General features: G+C 61.2%; 17 protein-coding genes and 2 tRNA genes. 9 read left to right on the top strand and 10 right to left on the bottom strand.

The features are described from left to right. Nucleotides 1–94: 94 nt before the first annotated feature. Nucleotides 95–796, top strand: a complete 702-nt coding sequence (locus AC0Z8Z_RS04305) for a peptidase C39 family protein (protein ID WP_485618022.1) — start codon at nt 95–97, stop codon at nt 794–796. 25 nt (nt 797–821) lie between these two features. Here the strand turns inward: AC0Z8Z_RS04305 and AC0Z8Z_RS04300 are convergent, their stop codons facing one another. Further along, on the bottom strand, nt 822–2,105 hold the full coding sequence (locus tag AC0Z8Z_RS04300; protein WP_485618021.1) for an NAD(P)/FAD-dependent oxidoreductase: 1,284 nt from the start codon (nt 2,103–2,105) through the stop codon (nt 822–824). Nucleotides 2,106–2,342: 237 nt separating this feature from the next. Here AC0Z8Z_RS04300 and AC0Z8Z_RS04295 point away from each other — a divergent pair. After that, a tRNA-Val gene (locus AC0Z8Z_RS04295) sits at nt 2,343–2,419 on the top strand. 111 nt (nt 2,420–2,530) lie between these two features. On the opposite strand, the gene AC0Z8Z_RS04290 is transcribed toward AC0Z8Z_RS04295, so the two are convergent. Together AC0Z8Z_RS04290 and AC0Z8Z_RS04285 are read right to left on the bottom strand one after the other, a co-directional pair. Next, the gene (locus tag AC0Z8Z_RS04290; protein WP_241043642.1) at nt 2,531–2,752 is read right to left on the bottom strand and encodes a hypothetical protein; all 222 of its coding nucleotides are present in this window, start codon (nt 2,750–2,752) and stop codon (nt 2,531–2,533) included. 163 nt (nt 2,753–2,915) lie between these two features. Next, nucleotides 2,916–3,239: a hypothetical protein gene (locus tag AC0Z8Z_RS04285; protein ID WP_485618020.1), complete on the bottom strand. Its 324-nt coding sequence runs from the start codon at nt 3,237–3,239 to the stop codon at nt 2,916–2,918. 273 nt (nt 3,240–3,512) lie between these two features. Here AC0Z8Z_RS04285 and AC0Z8Z_RS04280 point away from each other — a divergent pair. From AC0Z8Z_RS04280 to AC0Z8Z_RS04270, 3 genes are all read left to right on the top strand, one after another. Further along, a tRNA-Val gene (locus tag AC0Z8Z_RS04280) sits at nt 3,513–3,589 on the top strand. Between the two features lie 255 nt (nt 3,590–3,844). Further along, nucleotides 3,845–4,402 carry a DUF4174 domain-containing protein gene (locus AC0Z8Z_RS04275; protein WP_485618019.1) on the top strand — a complete coding sequence of 186 codons (558 nt, stop codon included), beginning with the start codon at nt 3,845–3,847 and terminating at the stop codon, nt 4,400–4,402. A 153-nt stretch (nt 4,403–4,555) separates the two neighbouring features. After that, entirely contained in the window at nt 4,556–4,852 is a 297-nt protein-coding gene (locus tag AC0Z8Z_RS04270) for a 2-oxoacid ferredoxin oxidoreductase (RefSeq protein ID WP_240356690.1), read from the top strand. Nucleotides 4,853–4,953: 101 nt separating this feature from the next. Here AC0Z8Z_RS04270 and AC0Z8Z_RS04265 read toward each other — a convergent pair whose 3' ends face one another. Beyond that, nucleotides 4,954–5,586, bottom strand: a complete 633-nt coding sequence (locus AC0Z8Z_RS04265; RefSeq protein WP_485618018.1) for a DUF5666 domain-containing protein — start codon at nt 5,584–5,586, stop codon at nt 4,954–4,956. 288 nt (nt 5,587–5,874) lie between these two features. Between AC0Z8Z_RS04265 and AC0Z8Z_RS04260 the strand changes: the two genes are divergently transcribed. From AC0Z8Z_RS04260 to AC0Z8Z_RS04250, 3 genes are read left to right on the top strand one after another with little or no spacing between them, the layout of a single operon-like run. Continuing rightward, nucleotides 5,875–6,966, top strand: a complete 1,092-nt coding sequence (locus AC0Z8Z_RS04260; protein ID WP_485618017.1) for an ABC transporter substrate-binding protein — start codon at nt 5,875–5,877, stop codon at nt 6,964–6,966. Beyond that, nucleotides 6,953–7,951, top strand: a complete 999-nt coding sequence (locus AC0Z8Z_RS04255) for an ABC transporter permease (protein ID WP_485618016.1) — start codon at nt 6,953–6,955, stop codon at nt 7,949–7,951. The genes AC0Z8Z_RS04260 and AC0Z8Z_RS04255 overlap by 14 nt, the downstream gene beginning before the upstream one ends. After that, nucleotides 7,945–8,739, top strand: a complete 795-nt coding sequence (locus tag AC0Z8Z_RS04250; protein WP_485618015.1) for an ABC transporter ATP-binding protein — start codon at nt 7,945–7,947, stop codon at nt 8,737–8,739. Before AC0Z8Z_RS04255 ends, AC0Z8Z_RS04250 begins: the two co-directional genes overlap by 7 nt. A gap of 78 nt (nt 8,740–8,817) precedes the next feature. On the opposite strand, the gene dacB is transcribed toward AC0Z8Z_RS04250, so the two are convergent. From dacB to AC0Z8Z_RS04230, 4 genes are all read right to left on the bottom strand, one after another. After that, nucleotides 8,818–10,284: a D-alanyl-D-alanine carboxypeptidase/D-alanyl-D-alanine endopeptidase gene (gene dacB / locus AC0Z8Z_RS04245; RefSeq protein WP_485618014.1), complete on the bottom strand. Its 1,467-nt coding sequence runs from the start codon at nt 10,282–10,284 to the stop codon at nt 8,818–8,820. Then, nucleotides 10,281–10,604, bottom strand: coding sequence for a hypothetical protein (locus tag AC0Z8Z_RS04240; protein WP_485618013.1), 324 nt, complete (start codon nt 10,602–10,604; stop codon nt 10,281–10,283). Before AC0Z8Z_RS04240 ends, dacB begins: the two co-directional genes overlap by 4 nt. Before the next feature lie 65 nt (nt 10,605–10,669). Then, entirely contained in the window at nt 10,670–11,014 is a 345-nt protein-coding gene (locus tag AC0Z8Z_RS04235; protein ID WP_065988787.1) for a YggL family protein, read from the bottom strand. A gap of 156 nt (nt 11,015–11,170) precedes the next feature. After that, nucleotides 11,171–12,355, bottom strand: a complete 1,185-nt coding sequence (locus tag AC0Z8Z_RS04230) for an MFS transporter (protein ID WP_485618011.1) — start codon at nt 12,353–12,355, stop codon at nt 11,171–11,173. A gap of 107 nt (nt 12,356–12,462) precedes the next feature. Here AC0Z8Z_RS04230 and AC0Z8Z_RS04225 point away from each other — a divergent pair, with 107 nt between their 5' ends. After that, nucleotides 12,463–13,404 carry a LysR family transcriptional regulator gene (locus AC0Z8Z_RS04225; RefSeq protein WP_485618265.1) on the top strand — a complete coding sequence of 314 codons (942 nt, stop codon included), beginning with the start codon at nt 12,463–12,465 and terminating at the stop codon, nt 13,402–13,404. A gap of 21 nt (nt 13,405–13,425) precedes the next feature. On the opposite strand, the gene AC0Z8Z_RS04220 is transcribed toward AC0Z8Z_RS04225, so the two are convergent. Beyond that, the gene (locus AC0Z8Z_RS04220; protein ID WP_485618010.1) at nt 13,426–13,893 is read right to left on the bottom strand and encodes a GNAT family N-acetyltransferase; all 468 of its coding nucleotides are present in this window, start codon (nt 13,891–13,893) and stop codon (nt 13,426–13,428) included. Continuing rightward, nucleotides 13,890–17,576: a transporter substrate-binding domain-containing protein gene (locus AC0Z8Z_RS04215; RefSeq protein ID WP_485618009.1), complete on the bottom strand. Its 3,687-nt coding sequence runs from the start codon at nt 17,574–17,576 to the stop codon at nt 13,890–13,892. The genes AC0Z8Z_RS04220 and AC0Z8Z_RS04215 overlap by 4 nt, the downstream gene beginning before the upstream one ends. Between the last annotated feature and the right edge of the window lie 8 nt (nt 17,577–17,584).

Here is a 17,584-nt window from a genome sequence, read left to right as displayed (position 1 = left end):
CTATACCGCAACCAGTGGCGGCTCTATCATCCGCGTTCCGGCCGGATCTCATGATCCCTCGCCATCAGTCAAGTGAGTGAAGAACGTGCGGGCATTGACGCGATTGGATAGCGTTGCAGGTCGACGCAAATGGCTGGCGCTTGCGGCCGTGCTGGTCTTGGCAGGCTGCTCGAATGCCCACAACTGGAAGCCCGGCTACCCGCCGATGTACAAGACGCTGCCTGACCGGGTGGAAATCAACGCAGTGCCGTCGTTCCGGGGCAAGGATTATCAGAGCGCGCCGTTCGCGCTGGCCAGTATGCTGACCGTGCATGGCGTACAGACCACGCCGGGCCTTCTGGAAAAACCGCTGAAACTGCCGGGCGCCGAAGACAGGCTCGAGCGCAGCATGTTGGACCTGGCTCGGGAATACGGGTTTGTGGTGTACCCCGTCGACCCTGGTCTGCCTGATCTGCTGGCCCAGGTGTCGGCGGGTTATCCGGTCATGGTGCGGTTCTCGGACGGCTCCATGTTCTGGAAAGAGCAGCGCTACGGCGTGCTGGTCGGGTTCGATCAGAACAAGCGCACAGTGCTGATCTACACCGGGCCGGGGCGCGTGACGACGAGCTTCGATTCGTTTACTTCGGACTGGAATGACGCCGGCAACTGGGGCGTGCTCATCCAGGGTCCACGACAAGTGCCGGTGCCGGTGGACCGTGAGCGCTGGTTGAAAGCCGCCAATGATCTGGCCCAGGCCGGGCAGGAACAGGCGGCGGGTGAGGCGGTCAAGGCGCTGAACAATCCAGCTGCCCGTTAACGGTTGGCCGTTCATCGCATCTGATTCAGAACCCCAGCTTGTCCCGCAGGCTGTAATACCAGGCACCCAATGCCGTCAGCGGCGTGCGCAATAGTTGCCCGCCGGGGAACGGGTAATGGGGCAGGCCGGCGAAGGCGTCGAAACGTTCTGCCTGTCCGCGCAACGCTTCGGCCAGCACTTTGCCCGCCAGGTGGGTGTAGGTCACACCGTGGCCGCTGCACCCTTGGGAATAGTAGATGTTGTCCCCCAGTCGCCCGACTTGCGGCAACCGCGACAAGGTCAGCAGGAAGTTTCCGGTCCAGGCGTAATCAATCTTCACGTCCTTCAGTTGCGGAAACGCCTTGAGCATCTTCGGCCGGATGATGGCCTCGATGTTGGCTGGATCGCGCGCGCCGTACACCACACCGCCGCCGAAGATCAGACGTTTGTCGGCCGAAAGCCGGTAGTAGTCCAGCAAGTAGTTGCAGTCCTCGACGCAGTAATCCTGGGGCAGCAACGTGCTCGCCAGTTCTTCGCTCAGAGGTTCGGTGGTGATGACCTGAGTGCCGCAGGGCATCGACTTGGCCGCCAGTTCCGGTACCAGATTGCCCAGATAGGCATTGCCCGCGACGATGACGAACTTCGCCCGAACCTTGCCCTCGGCGGTGTGCACCACCGGGCTGGCACCGCGATCAATGCGGGTTGCCGCGGACTGTTCGTAAATGACCCCACCCAGCGATTCGACCGCCGCCGCTTCGCCCAGCGCCAGGTTCAGTGGGTGGATGTGACCGCCGCTCATGTCGAGCAAGCCGCCGATGTATAGGTCGCAGGCCACCACTTCACGGATGCGTCGCTGGTCCATCAGCTCCAGCTGCGTATGGCCGTAGCGTTCCCAGAGACGTTTTTGCGATTCCAGATGGCTCATCTGCTTAGCGGTGATCGCGGCGAAAACGCCGCCGTCTTTGAGGTCGCACTGGATCTGGTACTTGGCGACGCGGTCGCGAATGATCTGCGCGCCTTCGAAGGCCATGTGGCCGAGCAGTTGTGCCTCCCTGGGCCCGACGGTTTTTTCGATGGTGTCGATGTCGCGGCTGTAACTGTTGACGATCTGCCCGCCGTTACGGCCCGAGGCGCCGAAACCGACTTTGGCGGCTTCCAGTACCGTGACCTTGAAGCCGTGTTCGAGGAGAAACAGCGCGCTCGACAAGCCGGTGTAACCTGCACCGATGATGACCACGTCGGTTTCGACGTCCCCTTGAAGCCGAGGCCGAACCGGAACCGGATTGGCGGAAGCGGCGTAGTAGGAATGGGGGTATGGCGTGTTCGTCATCCTGGAAGCCCTGTTTTATATTTTTTACGAATGGGCGGATCCTACCTGAGATGAAATTGGCCGGCCAGCCGAGGTCGCAGGTTGGAAGCGCTACTGGCGCTGGCGAGGCGCCGGTTGTTGAGGCATGCACTCGATCCTATTCGCTCCCGTCGGCGCAAATAGCTTGGGCATTCAGAGGCTTAGGGATGAATCGACGTTGACAGCAATTCGATTCCCGGTAGAATGCCGCCCCACAGCAGGCACGTAGCTCAGTTGGTTAGAGCACCACCTTGACATGGTGGGGGTCGTTGGTTCGAGTCCAATCGCGCCTACCAAACAAATCCGCTCTGCTGGGCGGTAACGAAAAAGGGTGGCCCGAGAGGGTCACCCTTTTTTTGCTTATGCATGTCTGAATACCTTAAGCGTTCGGTCATCTGCCGCCCTCGTCACTCGGCCTTGGCGCGAGTAATGCGGCCCGCTCTGATCTCGTCCACGTAGGCGCGCAGGCGGTCAGCGTCCTTGTATTGCTGATTCATCAAGTGCAGCACCGCGACCACGTCCACATCGTTGACCCGTTCGGCCAGTCGGCTGATTTCCCCTGCGGTACTCTCCAGATTCGCCGCAATCGTACTCAGGTCACGCTTGAGTTCCAGCGCTGATTTCTTCATGCCCACGGTGCCGCTCTCCACTGTTGATGACGCCCGGTCCCGAGACCCTGGTTCAGGCGCGGCGGCGGCGCACTATATCAAAACACCACGGCCAGCCACGACATCCAGGCACGAAAAGGGCGCTGTTCAAGCGCCCTTTCATTTCTAAGATGTACGAGAGGCTTCAACCGCCTGCGCCGCCCGCGCTCGACGAACCCGAGCCTTTGCTACCGCCACCATTGGTGGTGTCGCCACCGGGCAGGTCGGCATCGTTGTTATTGCCGGTGCCATTGCTCATGGACGTACCGCCGCCAATGCTGATGCCCTTCTTGGTTTGCGTGTCCACATCGGCGCCTTGGCGAGCGGCATCACTGCCCTGGACGCGCGGGTCGATGCCGGTCTGTGACGGTGGCGGACCCATGTCCGGTGAAGTGGCGCCCGCCAGCGCCGCGATGGAAGTGCAGGTCAGGGCGCAGCCGAGCGTGAGTGCAGCAAGTGATCTGTTCATCGAGTGATCTCCGTGTCGTTATTCCTTACCCATTCGGCATCTGGAGTTCGGCAGTAGTGCCATTACGGCGACAAGCGGCACATGCCTTTCAATCCTGCAGTCATGGAGACCCGTCACGCCGAGGTCGTAGCAGCAGAGGAGGGCTAACGTGCTGTCTATGACGTCGATCAACAGGTGTTGGCGCCGGGCCTAAATAATTTGCATATTCATAGGCTTACTGCCCAAAAAGACGTTGACAGCCATTTGAATATCCGTAGAATGCCGACCCACAGCAGGCACGTAGCTCAGTTGGTTAGAGCACCACCTTGACATGGTGGGGGTCGTTGGTTCGAGTCCAATCGCGCCTACCAAACAAATCCGCTCTGCTGGGCGGTGACAAAAAAGGGCGAATCGAAAGATTCGCCCTTTTTTATTGCCTGAAATTCCCTCGTCAGACCAGCCTTCCTCGATCCCGCCTCAGCCCCTATGGCCGGACGTTTTGACCCCATTTGATACCCGCGAGCCTCTGCGCGCCGCGAAATAAATCCGGTTTTTTTCCCGCTACCGTCTGGACCTTTTCCCATGATGCGCGATCATCAGTGCATGGAAAACCAGAGGAGGTGTGTATGTTGAGCCGGTCGTTGACCCTTGCCGTTTTGTTCGCCGTGTCGAGCCCCTTGCTGGCTGCCGACGGTGATGGCCCACTTTTCCAGGAGCGCGACAAGACCCGTCCACTGATCGTTATCGCGTCGAGTTCGGTGGACCCGACGCTGGTGAGTCTGAAGAAAAATCTGGACGAACCCGCCAACAAGGAGGGTTTCGCCAAGCGCGACATGGTGCTTTACACCATCATCAATACCGTGGGGCAGCGTAACGGAAAAGACCTTGATGCCCAGGCCACCATGGCCCTGATCCGCGAACTCAAGCTTGGCGCTCAGACAGAAAAGCAGGCGCAGGTGATTCTGGTGGGCAAGGACGGTGAGAAGAAAATGACTCACAACGGTCCCATCGATCCGAAGGACATTTTCAGCACCATCGACCAGATGCCAATGGCCGAGAAAGAAGCGGCCGCCGCTGCTCCGCCTGCGCCGGTCGCCGAGCCGAAGGCCGCCACCCAGTCGGGCAAACCGGCCAAGCCCGGCAAGGCCGCTCCCGCTGCACCACCCGCCGGGCTGGATGATTAAGCGCTCAGACGGCTTTGCCATGGGGCTCGCTTGACGTAGCTGGTAACATCGCTCCTTTTTTAAGGAAGAGGGCGCTTGATGAACGGGACTGGCATGAAACGTTGGGCGGGCGCTGTGGCGCTGCTCCTGTTATCGGGTGGATTATCGGGCTGCATGAGCTTGAATCAGACGCGCTCGGCAGGGCCGGCGCAGGTTTACACCAGCCAGAAACCAGCAGTAGCCGTTGCCGAGTGCATCAAGGTCACGTGGGCCAACGTGCAACTGTTCGGTGACGTGGCCGACGTGTTTATGGCCAAAGGTGACCCTGGCGCGTTCACGGTCTATACCACCGAAGGCGAGTATTTCGCCGACGTCGCTGGCAAGGCGGGCATGACCAAGGTCAATTTCTACGCCAAGCCCGGCGCGAAGGCCATTGAGCAGCGTGGCGCGGTGCTCGCGACCTGTCTCTGAATCAGCCCTCCATTCATTGACCTGCGCGTGCTGACCGGTGCTGTTTCATCTATCGGCGCCACGCAGGTTTTGAACGCTACAAGCCCTGCACATTGGCCGCTTCACATTGGCGGCGTCACGCCATTTTCCCCCGCAGAAATCGACAGCGCCGTCAGCGCGTTGTCCGAACCTTTCTGCGCCTGCAGCACCACCTTCACACCGGGCTTGAGCAAGCTGCGATCGCCTGGCATCAGGTTGACGATCGGCACGTCATCAGGGATGACGATCTTCTTCTGCCCGCCCTTGTAATTCACCGTGATGGTGCGGCCATTACTGGCGACCAGATCGCCGACCGATCCGTTGGTCATCGTGCTGTCCGGCGTCAGGTCAAAGGCCCGATGGCCATCCCCCGTACCCGCCATCTCCGGCGGGAAAACGTGCACCTCCAGCGCCTTCAACGAGCCGTCCGGCAGCGGCACCGCCGCGGAGCCGATGTAGCTGCCTGGTTTGATTTCCGACACCTGCGCCAGCGTGACGCCGCGAATCTGCGTGTCAGGGGTCAGCACGACCTGCAAGTCCTCACCACGATTGCTGTGAATCTTCAACGCGTCTCCCTCGGCCGCGGTGATGGCGCCGCGCACGCGGGTGGGTTTGCCGTCTTCGGCGTGTGCTGGCAGGGCTGCCGATAGCAGCGCGCTGAGCAATCCCGAGATGAGAAGAGAGTCACGGAGGGTCTGAGTCTTGGAGGTCTTCATGGGCGGCGTGAATCCGGTGATGGGTCGAGCACGCAGCATAGCGGTAGTGCACGAGGTGATGCATGACATTGCCGTCAGCACACACCCACTAGAGGCGTTGACGTTGCCGGGGGTGCATAACAGTCCCTTCGATAGATAGACTATTTGCATAGTCATATAGAACAAAAATGAATTTAATTAATTAAATGGTCGGTGCTAATGTTTTAAGCAGTCGGCGGAACCCCAGGATTTGGTTATTAACATTCTTGTTCGGCGACGACCATTTCACTCACCGGGTAAGGGAACACCATGGCCGTTTTCGATCAACTGAGCCGTCGGCGGGTGCTCGGCCTCGCCGGCGCTGCGCTGGCGTCACCACTTCTGCTGTCATTGCCGCGCGGCGTCTGGGCAGCGGACGAACACGCGGAGCATGCCGGGCATGGCACCGACGCCAGTGACGGGGCAAGCGAGCCCGCGGGCACGGGGGAGTTCATCAAACTCGACCAGCCCAGGGCATTGAAGCTCGCGATCAACTTGAACGCCGTGTGCCTGGCACCCGTGGTCATCGCCCACGGGCAGGGCTTCTTCAAGAAGCACAATCTGGACGTCGAGCTGGTCAATTTCGGGAATTCAACAGAGGTGCTGCTGGAAGCCATCGCAACGGGGAAGGCCGACGCCGGGATCGGCATGGCATTGCGATGGCTGAAAGCGCTGGAGCAAGGTTTTGATGTCAAGTTGACGGCCGGAACCCACGGCGGTTGCCTGCGTTTGCTCACGGCGGCCAGTGGCAGCGTGAAGACACTCGAAGACCTCAAAGGCAAGGCCATCGGCGTGACCGACATGGCCAGCCCAGACCGCAACTTCTTTTCCATCCTGCTCAAGAAACATGGCGTCGACCCGGTGCGCGACGTCGAGTGGCGCCTGTATCCGGCCGACCTGCTGGGTACGGCGCTGGAGCGTGGGGAGGTGCAGGCGGTCAGCGGCAGCGACCCGTTCATGTACCGATTGATCAACGCCGGCAAGGCCCGCGAGCTGTCGTCCAACCTGGTGGAGGACTACGCCAACCTGAGCTGCTGCGTGGTGGGCGTGACCGGCAAACTGGCGCGTGACGACAGACGCGTCGTGGCCGCGCTGACGCAGGCGATTCTTGAAGCTCACGATTATTCGGTCAAGCATCCGGAGGAGGTGGCCAAGGGATTCCAGGCCTACGCGTTAAACACCACGACCGAGGAGGTCGTCGCCATCCTTCACGATCATACCCATGGCCATCATGCCGTCGGCGCGGCGTTGACTGCGGAGATCGCCACCTACGTGCGTGATCTGAAAACCGTCGAGGTCATCCGTCAAAGCACCGATGCCAACGCCTTTGCTGCGGAGATCACTGCCGATGTCTTCAGTTGATCTGGTTGTTGAACTCGAACGGTCGAAACCCTCTGCAAGAATATTCTGGCTGCAGGGTGTGGTGGCGGCTGTGGTCTGGTTCGTGGCGGCGCTGTTGATCGTGTATCTGCCCAACGCCACTCGTCTCTGGCCGATGACCCAGGGCCTGGCGAATCTGTGCCTGATCATGACCGGGCTGATCCTGTTGGCGGTGGTGGCGGGGCGCTGGTCTCAACGCGTTGTCACGCGTACGCACACACTCGGGCCCTGGCTGATCGCGCTGCCGATTCTGCTCACGATCTGGGAGCTGCTCACCGCCAAACTCGGCGTGTTGCCAGTGCCGTTTTTCGCACCGCCCCAGGCGTTACTGGACGTCTATGTCGAAGACTGGCCGCGCCTGGCCGACAGCCTGTTTCATTCGGCCATTCTGCTGGGGAGCGGGGTTGCAGTGGGTGCGCTGACGGGGTTCATCGCCGGCGTCGCCATCGGCTGGTCGCGCAGCATCGGCTACTGGCTGCACCCGGTGTTGAGAATTCTCGGCCCGGTCCCGTCCACCGCGTTGTTGCCGCTGTGCTTCTTCCTGTTTCCCAGCAGCTGGAGCGCCAGTGTGTTTCTCATTGCGCTGGCGACCTGGTTCCCGGTGACGGTGCTGACGTGGTCAGGGGTGTCGAGTGTGGACAAGGCCTACTACGACGTGGCTCGTACCTTGGGTGCAAAGCAAGGGTTTCTGATTTTCAAGGTGGCGATTCCAGCAGCGCTGCCTCACGTTTTCGTCGGCTTGTTCATGGGCCTCGGTGCCTCGTTCTCGACCTTGGTGGTGGCCGAAATGATGGGCGTGAAGTCCGGCATCGGCTGGTACCTGCAATGGGCCCAAGGCTGGGCGGCGTACGCCAACATGTACGCGGCGTTATTGATCATGGCGCTGGCGTGTTCGGGCCTTATCTCGGCGCTGTTTCTGATTCGTGACCGTCTGCTGGCCTGGCAGGAAGGAGCAATGAAATGGTGAATGCAGCCAGAGCGGCAAGCGCAGAGCCGAGTCGTGGCCTGGCGCTGCGCATCGATAATCTGAGCCACGGTTTCTCCCTCGAAGGGCACAAATTGCCGGTGCTGGAGCGGGTGTCGCTGGAGATTGAACCGGGGGAATTTGTTGCCCTGTTGGGCCCTTCCGGTTGCGGCAAATCTACCCTCCTGCGGTTGGTCGCGGGGTTGGAAGGTGCGGACAGCGGGAGCATTACCGCGGACGGCGCTGCGATCACCGGACCGGATCCCACTCGGGTGGTGGTGTTTCAGGACCCGACCCTGTACCCGTGGCGTCGGGTGTGGGACAACGTTGCCCTCGGGCTGGAAGCCCAAGGCCTGCTCAAAACCACCAAGGGCAAAGTCGATGAGGCGCTGGCGAAGGTCGGCTTGAGTCAATTCGCGCGGGCCTATCCGCGACAGTTGTCGGGCGGCATGGCGCAGCGAGTCGCGCTGGCCCGGGCGTTGGTTAACGAGCCGCGGCTGCTGATTCTCGATGAACCGCTGGGCAAGCTCGATTCGCTGACCCGGATCGCCATGCAGCAGGAGTTGATCGACCTCTGGCAACGCCAGGGTTACACGGCGCTGCTGGTCACCCACGATGTCGAGGAGGCGTTGCTGCTCGCCAACCGCGTCATTGTCTTCAGTGACCGGCCCGCGCAGATCAAGGCCGAACTGACCATCGATCGTCCCTATCCACGGCACCGTGACGACCCGTATCTGGTCGACCTGCGCAAGCAGATTCTCGGTTTGTTGGGGTTGGGCCAGAGCTGGTAGGCAGGGGGGGTATGCAGGGGTTGGCGGCCGGGCTGTGGGCATGTCGTCGACCGACGTCGCACAGCCCGGCGCAGGCCATTACTGCTGAAGCGAAATGGACGTGTTTGCCAGTTTTGGCTGGTTGTACAGGCTGACCAGCACTTCATCCAGTACCGAAGAGGCACCCCACGGCCGCGGGTCGTTGAGGATCGCGACCACCACCCAGGTGTTACCGTTGCTGTCGCGGCTGAATCCGGAAATAGCCCGTACGGTGTTCAAGGTGCCGGTTTTAATGTGGGCTTCACCGCGCAGCGCCGTACGTTTCAGCCGTTTGCGCATCGTGCCGTCCATGCCCGCCAGCGGCAGCGAACTCATGAACTCGGCTTGAAACGGGCTGTTCCACGCGGCCTGGAGCATCTGCGCCATTTCCCGCGCGCTGACCCGTTCGGCGCGGGACAGGCCTGAACCGTTTTCCATCACCAGGTGCGTCGCGATGATGCCTTTCTTGGCCAGCCATTGGCGCACGACACGTTGCGCGGCTTTCGCGTCGTCACCGTCTGCCTCGTTACGGAACTCCGACCCCAGGCTCAGGAACAGCTGTTGGGCCATGGTGTTGTTACTGAATTTGTTGATGTCGCGGATGATTTCCGCCAGGTCCGGCGAAAAGGCCTTGGCCAGCAGCTTGGCGCTGCCCGGCGTCACGTCCAGACGGTCTTTGCCGAGAATCGTCCCGCCCAGTTCCTGCCAGATGGCGCGCACGGCGCCGGCGGTGTAGGTCGGGTGGTCGAGCAGCGACAGATACGTCTGGGAATTACAGCCGTCGCCCAACTGACCGGACACCGTGACGGTGGTGCCGCCATCGGCTGCCGGCACCGGGTTGTACAGCACGTCACCGGTGCACTTGCTGGACGACAGCGCCTTCACTTGGTTGTTGATGTGGATGGCGGCGATGGGCGGCTCCACCGAAACCAGAATCCTGCCGCCGTCGTTGCGGGTGACGAAACGCAGGGCCTTGAGGTTGACCATCAAGGAGTCGGGGCGCACCAGGAACGGCTTGTTCTTGTCGTTGCCGTCGTCGTCGAACACCGGCAGTTGCGGTTGCACGAAGTGGCTGCGATCCAGCACCAGATCGCCTGTCACCTGCTGCACGCCGTTGGCTCGCAGGTCGCGCATCAGCAGCCACAGGCGTTCCATGTTCAGCTTGGGATCGCCGCCGCCCTTGAGGTACAGGTTGCCACGCAGAACGCCGTTGCTGAGGGTGCCGTCGGTATAAAACTCGGTTTTCCACTGGTGGGTCGGGCCGAGCATTTCCAAAGCGGCGTAGGTGGTCACCAGCTTCATGGTCGAGGCCGGGTTGACCGACACGTCAGCGTTGAAAACCGTAGGGGTGCCGGGGCCGCTGACCGGCAGCATGACCAGCGACAGCGCATCGTTCTGCAGCTTGCTGGCTTTAAGTGCTTCCTGAACCTTGGGCGGCAGGGCGGTGTTGATAGGGGCGGCGGCGATGGAGAACGAGAGGGGCAAAAGCAGGGTGGCAATAAATAGCGGACGCAAAGACTTGATCATTCAATAAACCCTACTGCAGCAAATGCGGAGATGAAGAGGGGGTGAATTCCCTCGCACGGTGAACGAACCACCAGAAATGCCCGATGGCAGGGCGTGACACTGGCGTTTCGGTAAAGCGGCATTATGCCCCAAGCTTTCGTGACTTGCGCCGGGGCACTGCCGTCAAACGGCGCTATTTTTTGCGCTTGTCCTTTCAAAGTCACGTTAAACCGTGATTTTTGCGGGTGGGTCGGGCGCTTTAGGGGACTCGGCTGTTTAATTCCGCAGATCTGGCTGAGGTTTGCTGGGGCGAGAAACGCCAAGCCTTGAATTTCAGGCACAAAAAAACCATCCCTGAGGATGGCTTTTTGAGGGTATCAGCTTGGCGGGAAGGCCCGCCCGCTGATCAGACAGCCGCGTTGATCGGCTTTTCCGGGTACCAGGCGTCCTGCAGAGGGCTGACTTCAACTTCAGTCAGCTCGCTACGGCCTTTGAGCCATGCTTCGACAGCAGCACGTTGCTCTTCGCTGACCGAACCACGGTTCGCCAGGCAAACCAGGCCGAAATCGTCGCCGCCGACGTAGTCCAGACCGTTAGCGTCCATGGCCTCGGTCAGGAAAGCGTCGAGGAAGGCGTCGATGGCCTCGTCATCCAGGTCTTCTTTGAAGCCCAGCTTCAGCTCGAAGCCCAATTCCTGGAACTCGTCGACACAGAGTTTTTTGCGCAGACGGCGGGAGCGGTTAGTGGCCATGAAGCGTTCCTCTTAAGTAATTTCGGGGCGCAGTCTACCAGCTTCGTCCCGACGGTGCCTGCTTCGTCGCTGCCTGGGGTGAACGACGATAATCCGAGAGAGGGGACAGATTAATTCACGAAGAAACGTGTCAACGAATCAGTCCCCTATCAGCACTCAGCGTTTGCGCATCATCAGCAGCGCAACCACAATCGCCAGGGCCGCAATCCCGGTCGCAATCCATCCCAACGACCCGAGTCCGAGGTGTCCAATCCCCAGGCCGCCAAAAATCGCACCCAGACCGATCCCGGCGTTCGCCGCCGAGATGTTCATGGTAGCGGCCAATGCCTGTGCCTTGGCGCCGGCTTGCATGACCCGCACCTGGCACACCGGGAACAGCGCGGTGTACGCGACGCCCCACAGTACCAGCGCGGCAATCAGCCAAACGTGGTTAGTGGCAAGGGGAATGGCAGCGGCCATGCCGACACTCAGAATCACCAAAAACAGGACCATGGCCCCCAGCGGGCTGCGATCAACCAACGCGCCGCCCCACTGGTTGCCGATCATGCCCACGGCGCCGAAGCCCATCAGCCACCAGCCCACTTGATGGGTCGGAACGTCAGCCAGGGTCTGGAGGATATCGGCCAGGTAGGTGTAGGCCGTGAACATGGCGGTGAACGCCAGCACTGACAGCAACACGTGGGCGAGAAAGCGCGGCTGTTTCAGGATGTCAGTCTGCTTTGCGCCGTGCTTGGCAGGCGAGGAAGGCAAGGTGGGCATGCACAGTTGCATCAGGATGGCGATCACCAGCGAGATGACGGCCAGCACCCAGAAGCTGCCGCGCCAGCCGAGGGTGTCGGCGGCGACGGTGCCCAGCGGCACGCCGAATACGAGGGCGGCGGAGATGCCCAGGTACACCCGCGACACGGCCTGACCCGATTTGCCGGGCGCTGCCAGCTGCCCGGCGGTTTCGCTGGCGGTGCCCCAGAAGACGGGCAAACCGAGCGCCGGGATGAAACGGGCGAGGGCCATGACCCAGATGTTGGTGGAAAGCGCTGCCAGCACGTTGGAGGCCGCGAACACCAGCAGGATGATGGTGAACAGCTTTTTGCGTTCCACACCGGCGAGTTTTGCGGTGAGGAACGGCCCAAATAACATCACGGTAAAGGCGAACAGTGTCACCACCTGGCCAGCCACGGCGATGGATACACCGAGGTCTTTGGCCATGGCTGGAAGCAGTCCGACGATCAGGAATTCGGTAGTGACGATGATGAAAGCAGCGACCGCCATGATCAGGATCTGAACACCTGATCGAGAGGTGGCATCCGGCGCGGACGCCGTTGCCGAGTGTGTAGGTTGCATAGAAGAAAGCTCCAATAGACGTAGCCATAGCCTATTGGAGATTTACGTTCTCATCCGCGACATAAATGACTTACTATCGCGAATTCAGTTCATCAGTGGTGATCGCGATGTTCTCATCCGAACGGCTCAAGGGCATTGACGTGTTTGTGGCCGTGGCCGATTTCGGCAGCTTCGCCAGCGCCGCGCTGAAGCTGAACCTGACGCCGTCGGCGGTCAGCAAAAGCATCGCCCGGCTGGAGCAGCGATTGGGCCAGCGCCTGTTCAATCGCACCACACGCCGCTTGGCCCTCACCGAGGCCGGTGTGAAGTTCTACGCCACCTGCAGCGGCGTGCTGGCTGACCTCGAAGAAGCTGAATTGGCGCTCGCGTCGGAGCGGCATGAACCCCATGGGCGGGTTCGAATTGATTTGCCCGCCTCTTACGGGCGCCTCCATGTGTTGCCGCTGATTCTCAATTTCGTCAGGGAGTACCCGCTGCTGCAACCGCACATTTCCTTCTCCGACCGGTTCATCGATCCGGTGCATGAAGGCATCGATATTGTGGTGAGGATCGGCGGGCGCGATGCCTGGGCGGCGGGGCTGGGGCATCGGTTCATTGGCAACCAGCGACTGGTGTTCTGTGCCGCACCGAGTTACATCGCCGAACACGGTCGGCCTGAAACTGACGCTGATCTCGAGGATCATCATTGCATCGCCTACGGCCAGTCCGACGGGCAGGTCCAACCTTGGTACTTTCGCGGGCGCGTGCCGGGGGACCAGGAGCGGCGGGTCATTCATCCGCGCATTGCAGTGGGGGACGGCGAGGGTGAAGTGTCGGCCACGCTGGCCGGGCATGGCATCGCACAGTTGCCAACCTGGCTGGTGCAGACCCATCTCAACGAAGGGCGGCTGGTGGAAGTGCTGCCGGAACTCGCCACCGACGGACTGCCGATGAATCTGGTCTGGCTGAAAACCAGGGAGGCGCTGCCGAAGGTGAGCATTTTACTGAAATACCTGAGCGAGCACCTGGCGCCGTACGGCAGCGTTGATTCTGCTACCGCGCCGGCGTGACCGCCGACGCATGCTGGCAGACTAGAAATCCTTGCCCATGGTCACTTCACTGACAGCCAGCCCCGACGTTTCGTACAGCTTGCGGGCCCCATAGTTGTCAGCGAAGACATTCAACTCCAGGCGCCGAATGCCGCGCTCGACGCCCCACAATTCAACGGCGCGCAGTGCTTGACGGCCCAGGCCCTGACGTCTGAAGGCTTGATGAATCTCCAGGTCATAGATGAACAGTTTGGCCGGCAACGGCTGATTTTCCACAACGCCTAGCCACAGGCTGCCCACCTCAACGCCTTCATCGGTGCATAAGCAGTAGAAGTAATGCCCCTCTGTCTCCAGGCCATCCGCCACCAGGTCATTGAAGTCAGCGCTGGCGCTTTCGAAGGCCAGCACTTCAGGCAGCCCGTAGGTGCGAACAATATCCCTGGCATACCCGGCGACCGAACGGGCAGCAAATGCTCGAAAATCGGCAGCGCTCATTGGAATCAGCCTCATGCCAGCGGCCTCGCCTTTGGCGCTGGCGTCTTCCCACGGTAAGCCACCAAGGCCTGCTCCAGAAATCCCAGCGCTGCTTCAAGTGCTGACTGCCGTTCGCCGACAGTGGCGTCCGGTGCTTCGGCTTCACAGGCAGCTTCCAGCGCTTCGCACGCTTCGATGACAGCCGTCGCGGAAATAATATTCGCCGCGCCGCGGATCTTGTGGCCGATGTCTTTCAACTGCTCCGGGAGCGTGCTGGCATTCAGCTCGGCGCGATCCTGGCGAATGCTGTCGATAAGTTGATCGAGCAGCCGCGCATTCATGTCGGCCCTGCCACCGGTCAGCGCTTCGATGGTGAGCGGGTCGAACACTTCCTGCGGCGGTTTAGCGGTCCCAGTCGCCACCGTAATCACCGCGCCTTGCGTCGACGCAGCCCGCAGCGGCATGACTTTGCTGAGGCGGTCGTTCAGTGCCGTCAGGCTGATGGGTTTGAACAGGCAGTCATCCATTCCGGCATCCTGGCAGCGTTGCTTTTCCTCCGGCTGGGCATTGGCGGTGTAGCCCAGCACGGTGCAGCGCGGACGTGCCTCGCTTTGCTCCAGCTGGCGGAGGGCTCGGGTCAGGTCGTAGCCGTTCATGACCGGCATGTTGCAGTCGGCGATGACCAGATCGAACTGCTCAGCCTGCCAGCGCTCCAGGGCTTCGGCGCCTTGTACCGCCATGTCGCAGCGATGCCCGAGAAAGCACAGTTGCTCGAATAGCAACAAACGGTTCGCCGGGTGATCGTCGACGATCAGGATGTGCAACTGGGCTGACGCGTGCGGCGGCGCTTCACGGGCGATGCTTTTTGCATCCAGCGGCTCGAGGGTGGTGAACTCGAAGCTCATCTCGATCCGCGTGCCATCCCCGGGACGGCTGCTCAACGTCAGGTGTCCGCCCATCATTTCGCACAGGCTGCGACAGATCACCAGGCCAAGGCCGGCGCCGGTTCGCGCCAGTTGCCCTGACTGGTCCACCTGGGCAAAGGGCGCAAACAGCCGCTGTTGGTCCTGCTCGGTGATCCCGATGCCGCTGTCGTGAATCACCACCTGCACGCGCATTTGCTGCGGGTTGCGGCCGGCTTCAGTCTGGAGGGTGATCTTGACCTGACCCAGTTCGGTGAACTTGATGGCATTGCTGATGAGATTGGAGAGAATCTGCTTGAAGCGCAGCGGGTCGATCAGCACATCCGTGTTGGTCCGCGCGTCCAGATCCAGCGCCAGCGTGAGGCTTTTTTGCCGGGCCAGCCCGTCGAACACCCGCACCACGGATTCGACCAGCTGGCGCAGGTTGGCGCGCTCGGGACTCAGGCTCAAACGGCCTGACTCAATGCGGGCGATGTCGAGAATGTCGCCGATCAGCTCCAGCAGATCCTTCGCTGAGCTGTAGGCCACTTCGATGGCCGGGCGGTCCAGGTGGCCGTGGTCGGCGCGCTTCAAGGCCAGTTCGAGCATGCCGATGACCGCGTTCATTGGCGTGCGGATCTCGTGGCTCATGGTTGCCAGGAAGGTGCTTTTCGCGCGGTTGGCATCATCGGCGAGGTCCTTGGCCGTCTGCAGTTGCTCGATCAATTGCCGCCGTTCGCTGATGTCGATCCAGCCGCCGATGATGCCTTGCACTTTGCCGAGGGAGTCGCGGAACGGCAGGATCCAATGGTAGATCGTCAACTCGCGACCGCCGATGTGCAGCGAGCGGTCGAGAATCAGCGGTTCGTTTTCGGCCATGACACGGTTGTAATCTTCGACGTAGCCCAGGGCCTCTTCGGTGTCGCTCAGTACACCGTCCAGAATGCTTTGTCCGATCACGTCCTCGCGGCGAGCGGCAAACGCGGCGAGGTAACTCTCGTTGCACATTTGCAGCAGGCCGTCGCGGTCGCGGACATAGATGGGATGCGGCGTGCCGTTCACCAGCGCGCTCATGAATTCGAACTGATCGTTGAGCGCCCGCTCGGCGCGCTCGCGCTGTTTGATCTGCCGACGCATCCATGCATTCCAGGCCAGCGAGCCCAGCAGCAACAGGCTGGCGCCGCCGATGATCTGGTAGATCAACAATTGATAGTCGTGCCAGGCGCCACTGCTCGGCGGCGTGTAGGTGCGCCAGCGGTTGTTGATGGCCGCCAGGTCCTCCGGGGCGATGCTCGACAGCGCCTTGTCGAGTATCGAGGTCAACTCGGTCGCATTGCGTGACGTGGCCATGGCGATGCGCGCCGGTTCCTGCCCGACCGTCACGCGCATCTGCAGCGTGTCGTTCAGCGCCCGGGAGGAGAGGAAATAACTGGCGCTGAACAATGAAGTGATGGCGCCCTCTGTCCGGCCGTGGGCAAGCAGGTCCAGGGCTTGGGCGGGGTTGTCGACCTCTACCGGATAGATGCCCGGGTGCCGCTCGCGCAGGAAGGGCAGGATCGGGCTGCTAAGGGCCAGCGCCACGCGCTTGCCGTCCAGTTGATCGAGATTGGAGGGCGCCGAGGTTTCCTTGCGCGTGACCAGTACGAACACGTTGTCCATGTAGGGCCGGCTGAAATTGAAGCGATTCTGCCGCTCCTCGCTGGGGATCATCGCGCCGATCAGGTCGGCCTGGCCCTGGCTCAGCTGGTTGGTCATGTCGTTCATGCTGGCGGCGTGGCTCACCTGGAAGCTGAGCCCGGTGCGCAGACGGATGAGTTCGAGCAAATCGGCGGTGACACCGCTGAAATTACCGGCCCCGTCAAAAAAAGTCAGCGGTGCATAGGCCTCGTTGAACACCACGCGAACGGTCGGATGCTGAGCGATCCAGCGTTCTTCCCGCTGATTGAGCTGCAGCTTCTGATCGGTGAGCATGAGGTCACTGCCAGCGCCCCAGCGTTTGGAAATGGCGATGCGCTCTTCAACCGGAATGCCTTTGAGCACCCGGTTGACGATGTCCAGCAGCATGGGGTTGGTAGCCTCTACGGCGAAGCTGAAACCGTTCGCCTCATGCTTGCCGAAATTGGCCATCTGCACGTTGTTCAGATAGCCCTTGTTGATCACGTAATGGGTGGAAATCGTGTCGCCCAGAAACACGTCAGCCTGGTTAAACGCCACGGCGTTGATCGCGCTTTGAAATGAGGGAAAGGTTTGCAGGCGCGCCTTGGGATAAAGCGCGGCAATTTCGTCGGGGGGCAGGTAGTGATAAGCCATGCTCAGGCGCAAACCGTTGAGGTCGCCGTTCAGTGGCCGCGCCTCTCCGGCGCGGGTGACCAGCACGGGCTGGTCAACGGCGTAAGGCGTGGACAGCATGATCCCGCGCGACGCCGCCTCGTAGCCATTGGCGCTTCCCAGCAGGTCGATTTCGCCCCTGCTCAGCGCCTGAATCGCTTCGTCGCGGCTGGCAAAACGCAGTACCTTCACCGGCAGGTCAAGCACGCGTCCGAGGATGCCGACGTAATCGGCGGTGAAGCCTTCGTAGTCACGCCCGGTCAGGGTCATGTCGAACGGCGGATAGTCCGGCGCGGAGGTGCCGACCACCAGCTCGCGCTTGTTGCGCACCCATTGCCACTGGGCGCGGTCCAGCGTCACGTCCATGTGCGCCGGGTTGGAGCGGCTCAGCAGCGTGTAGCGTTCGGGCGTCAGCGGGCCTGCCTGGGTATCGAAGCCAAGGCAGACAATGACGGCTGCTATGCAATAGTCCTTTAACGCCTTTGGCATCCTGTCTC

This window comes from Pseudomonas sp. 1L-C-7-B-C1, from assembly GCF_057291635.1.
The sequence above is the reverse complement of the archived record's forward strand: the minus strand, read 5'-3'. Positions and strand labels throughout refer to the sequence as shown.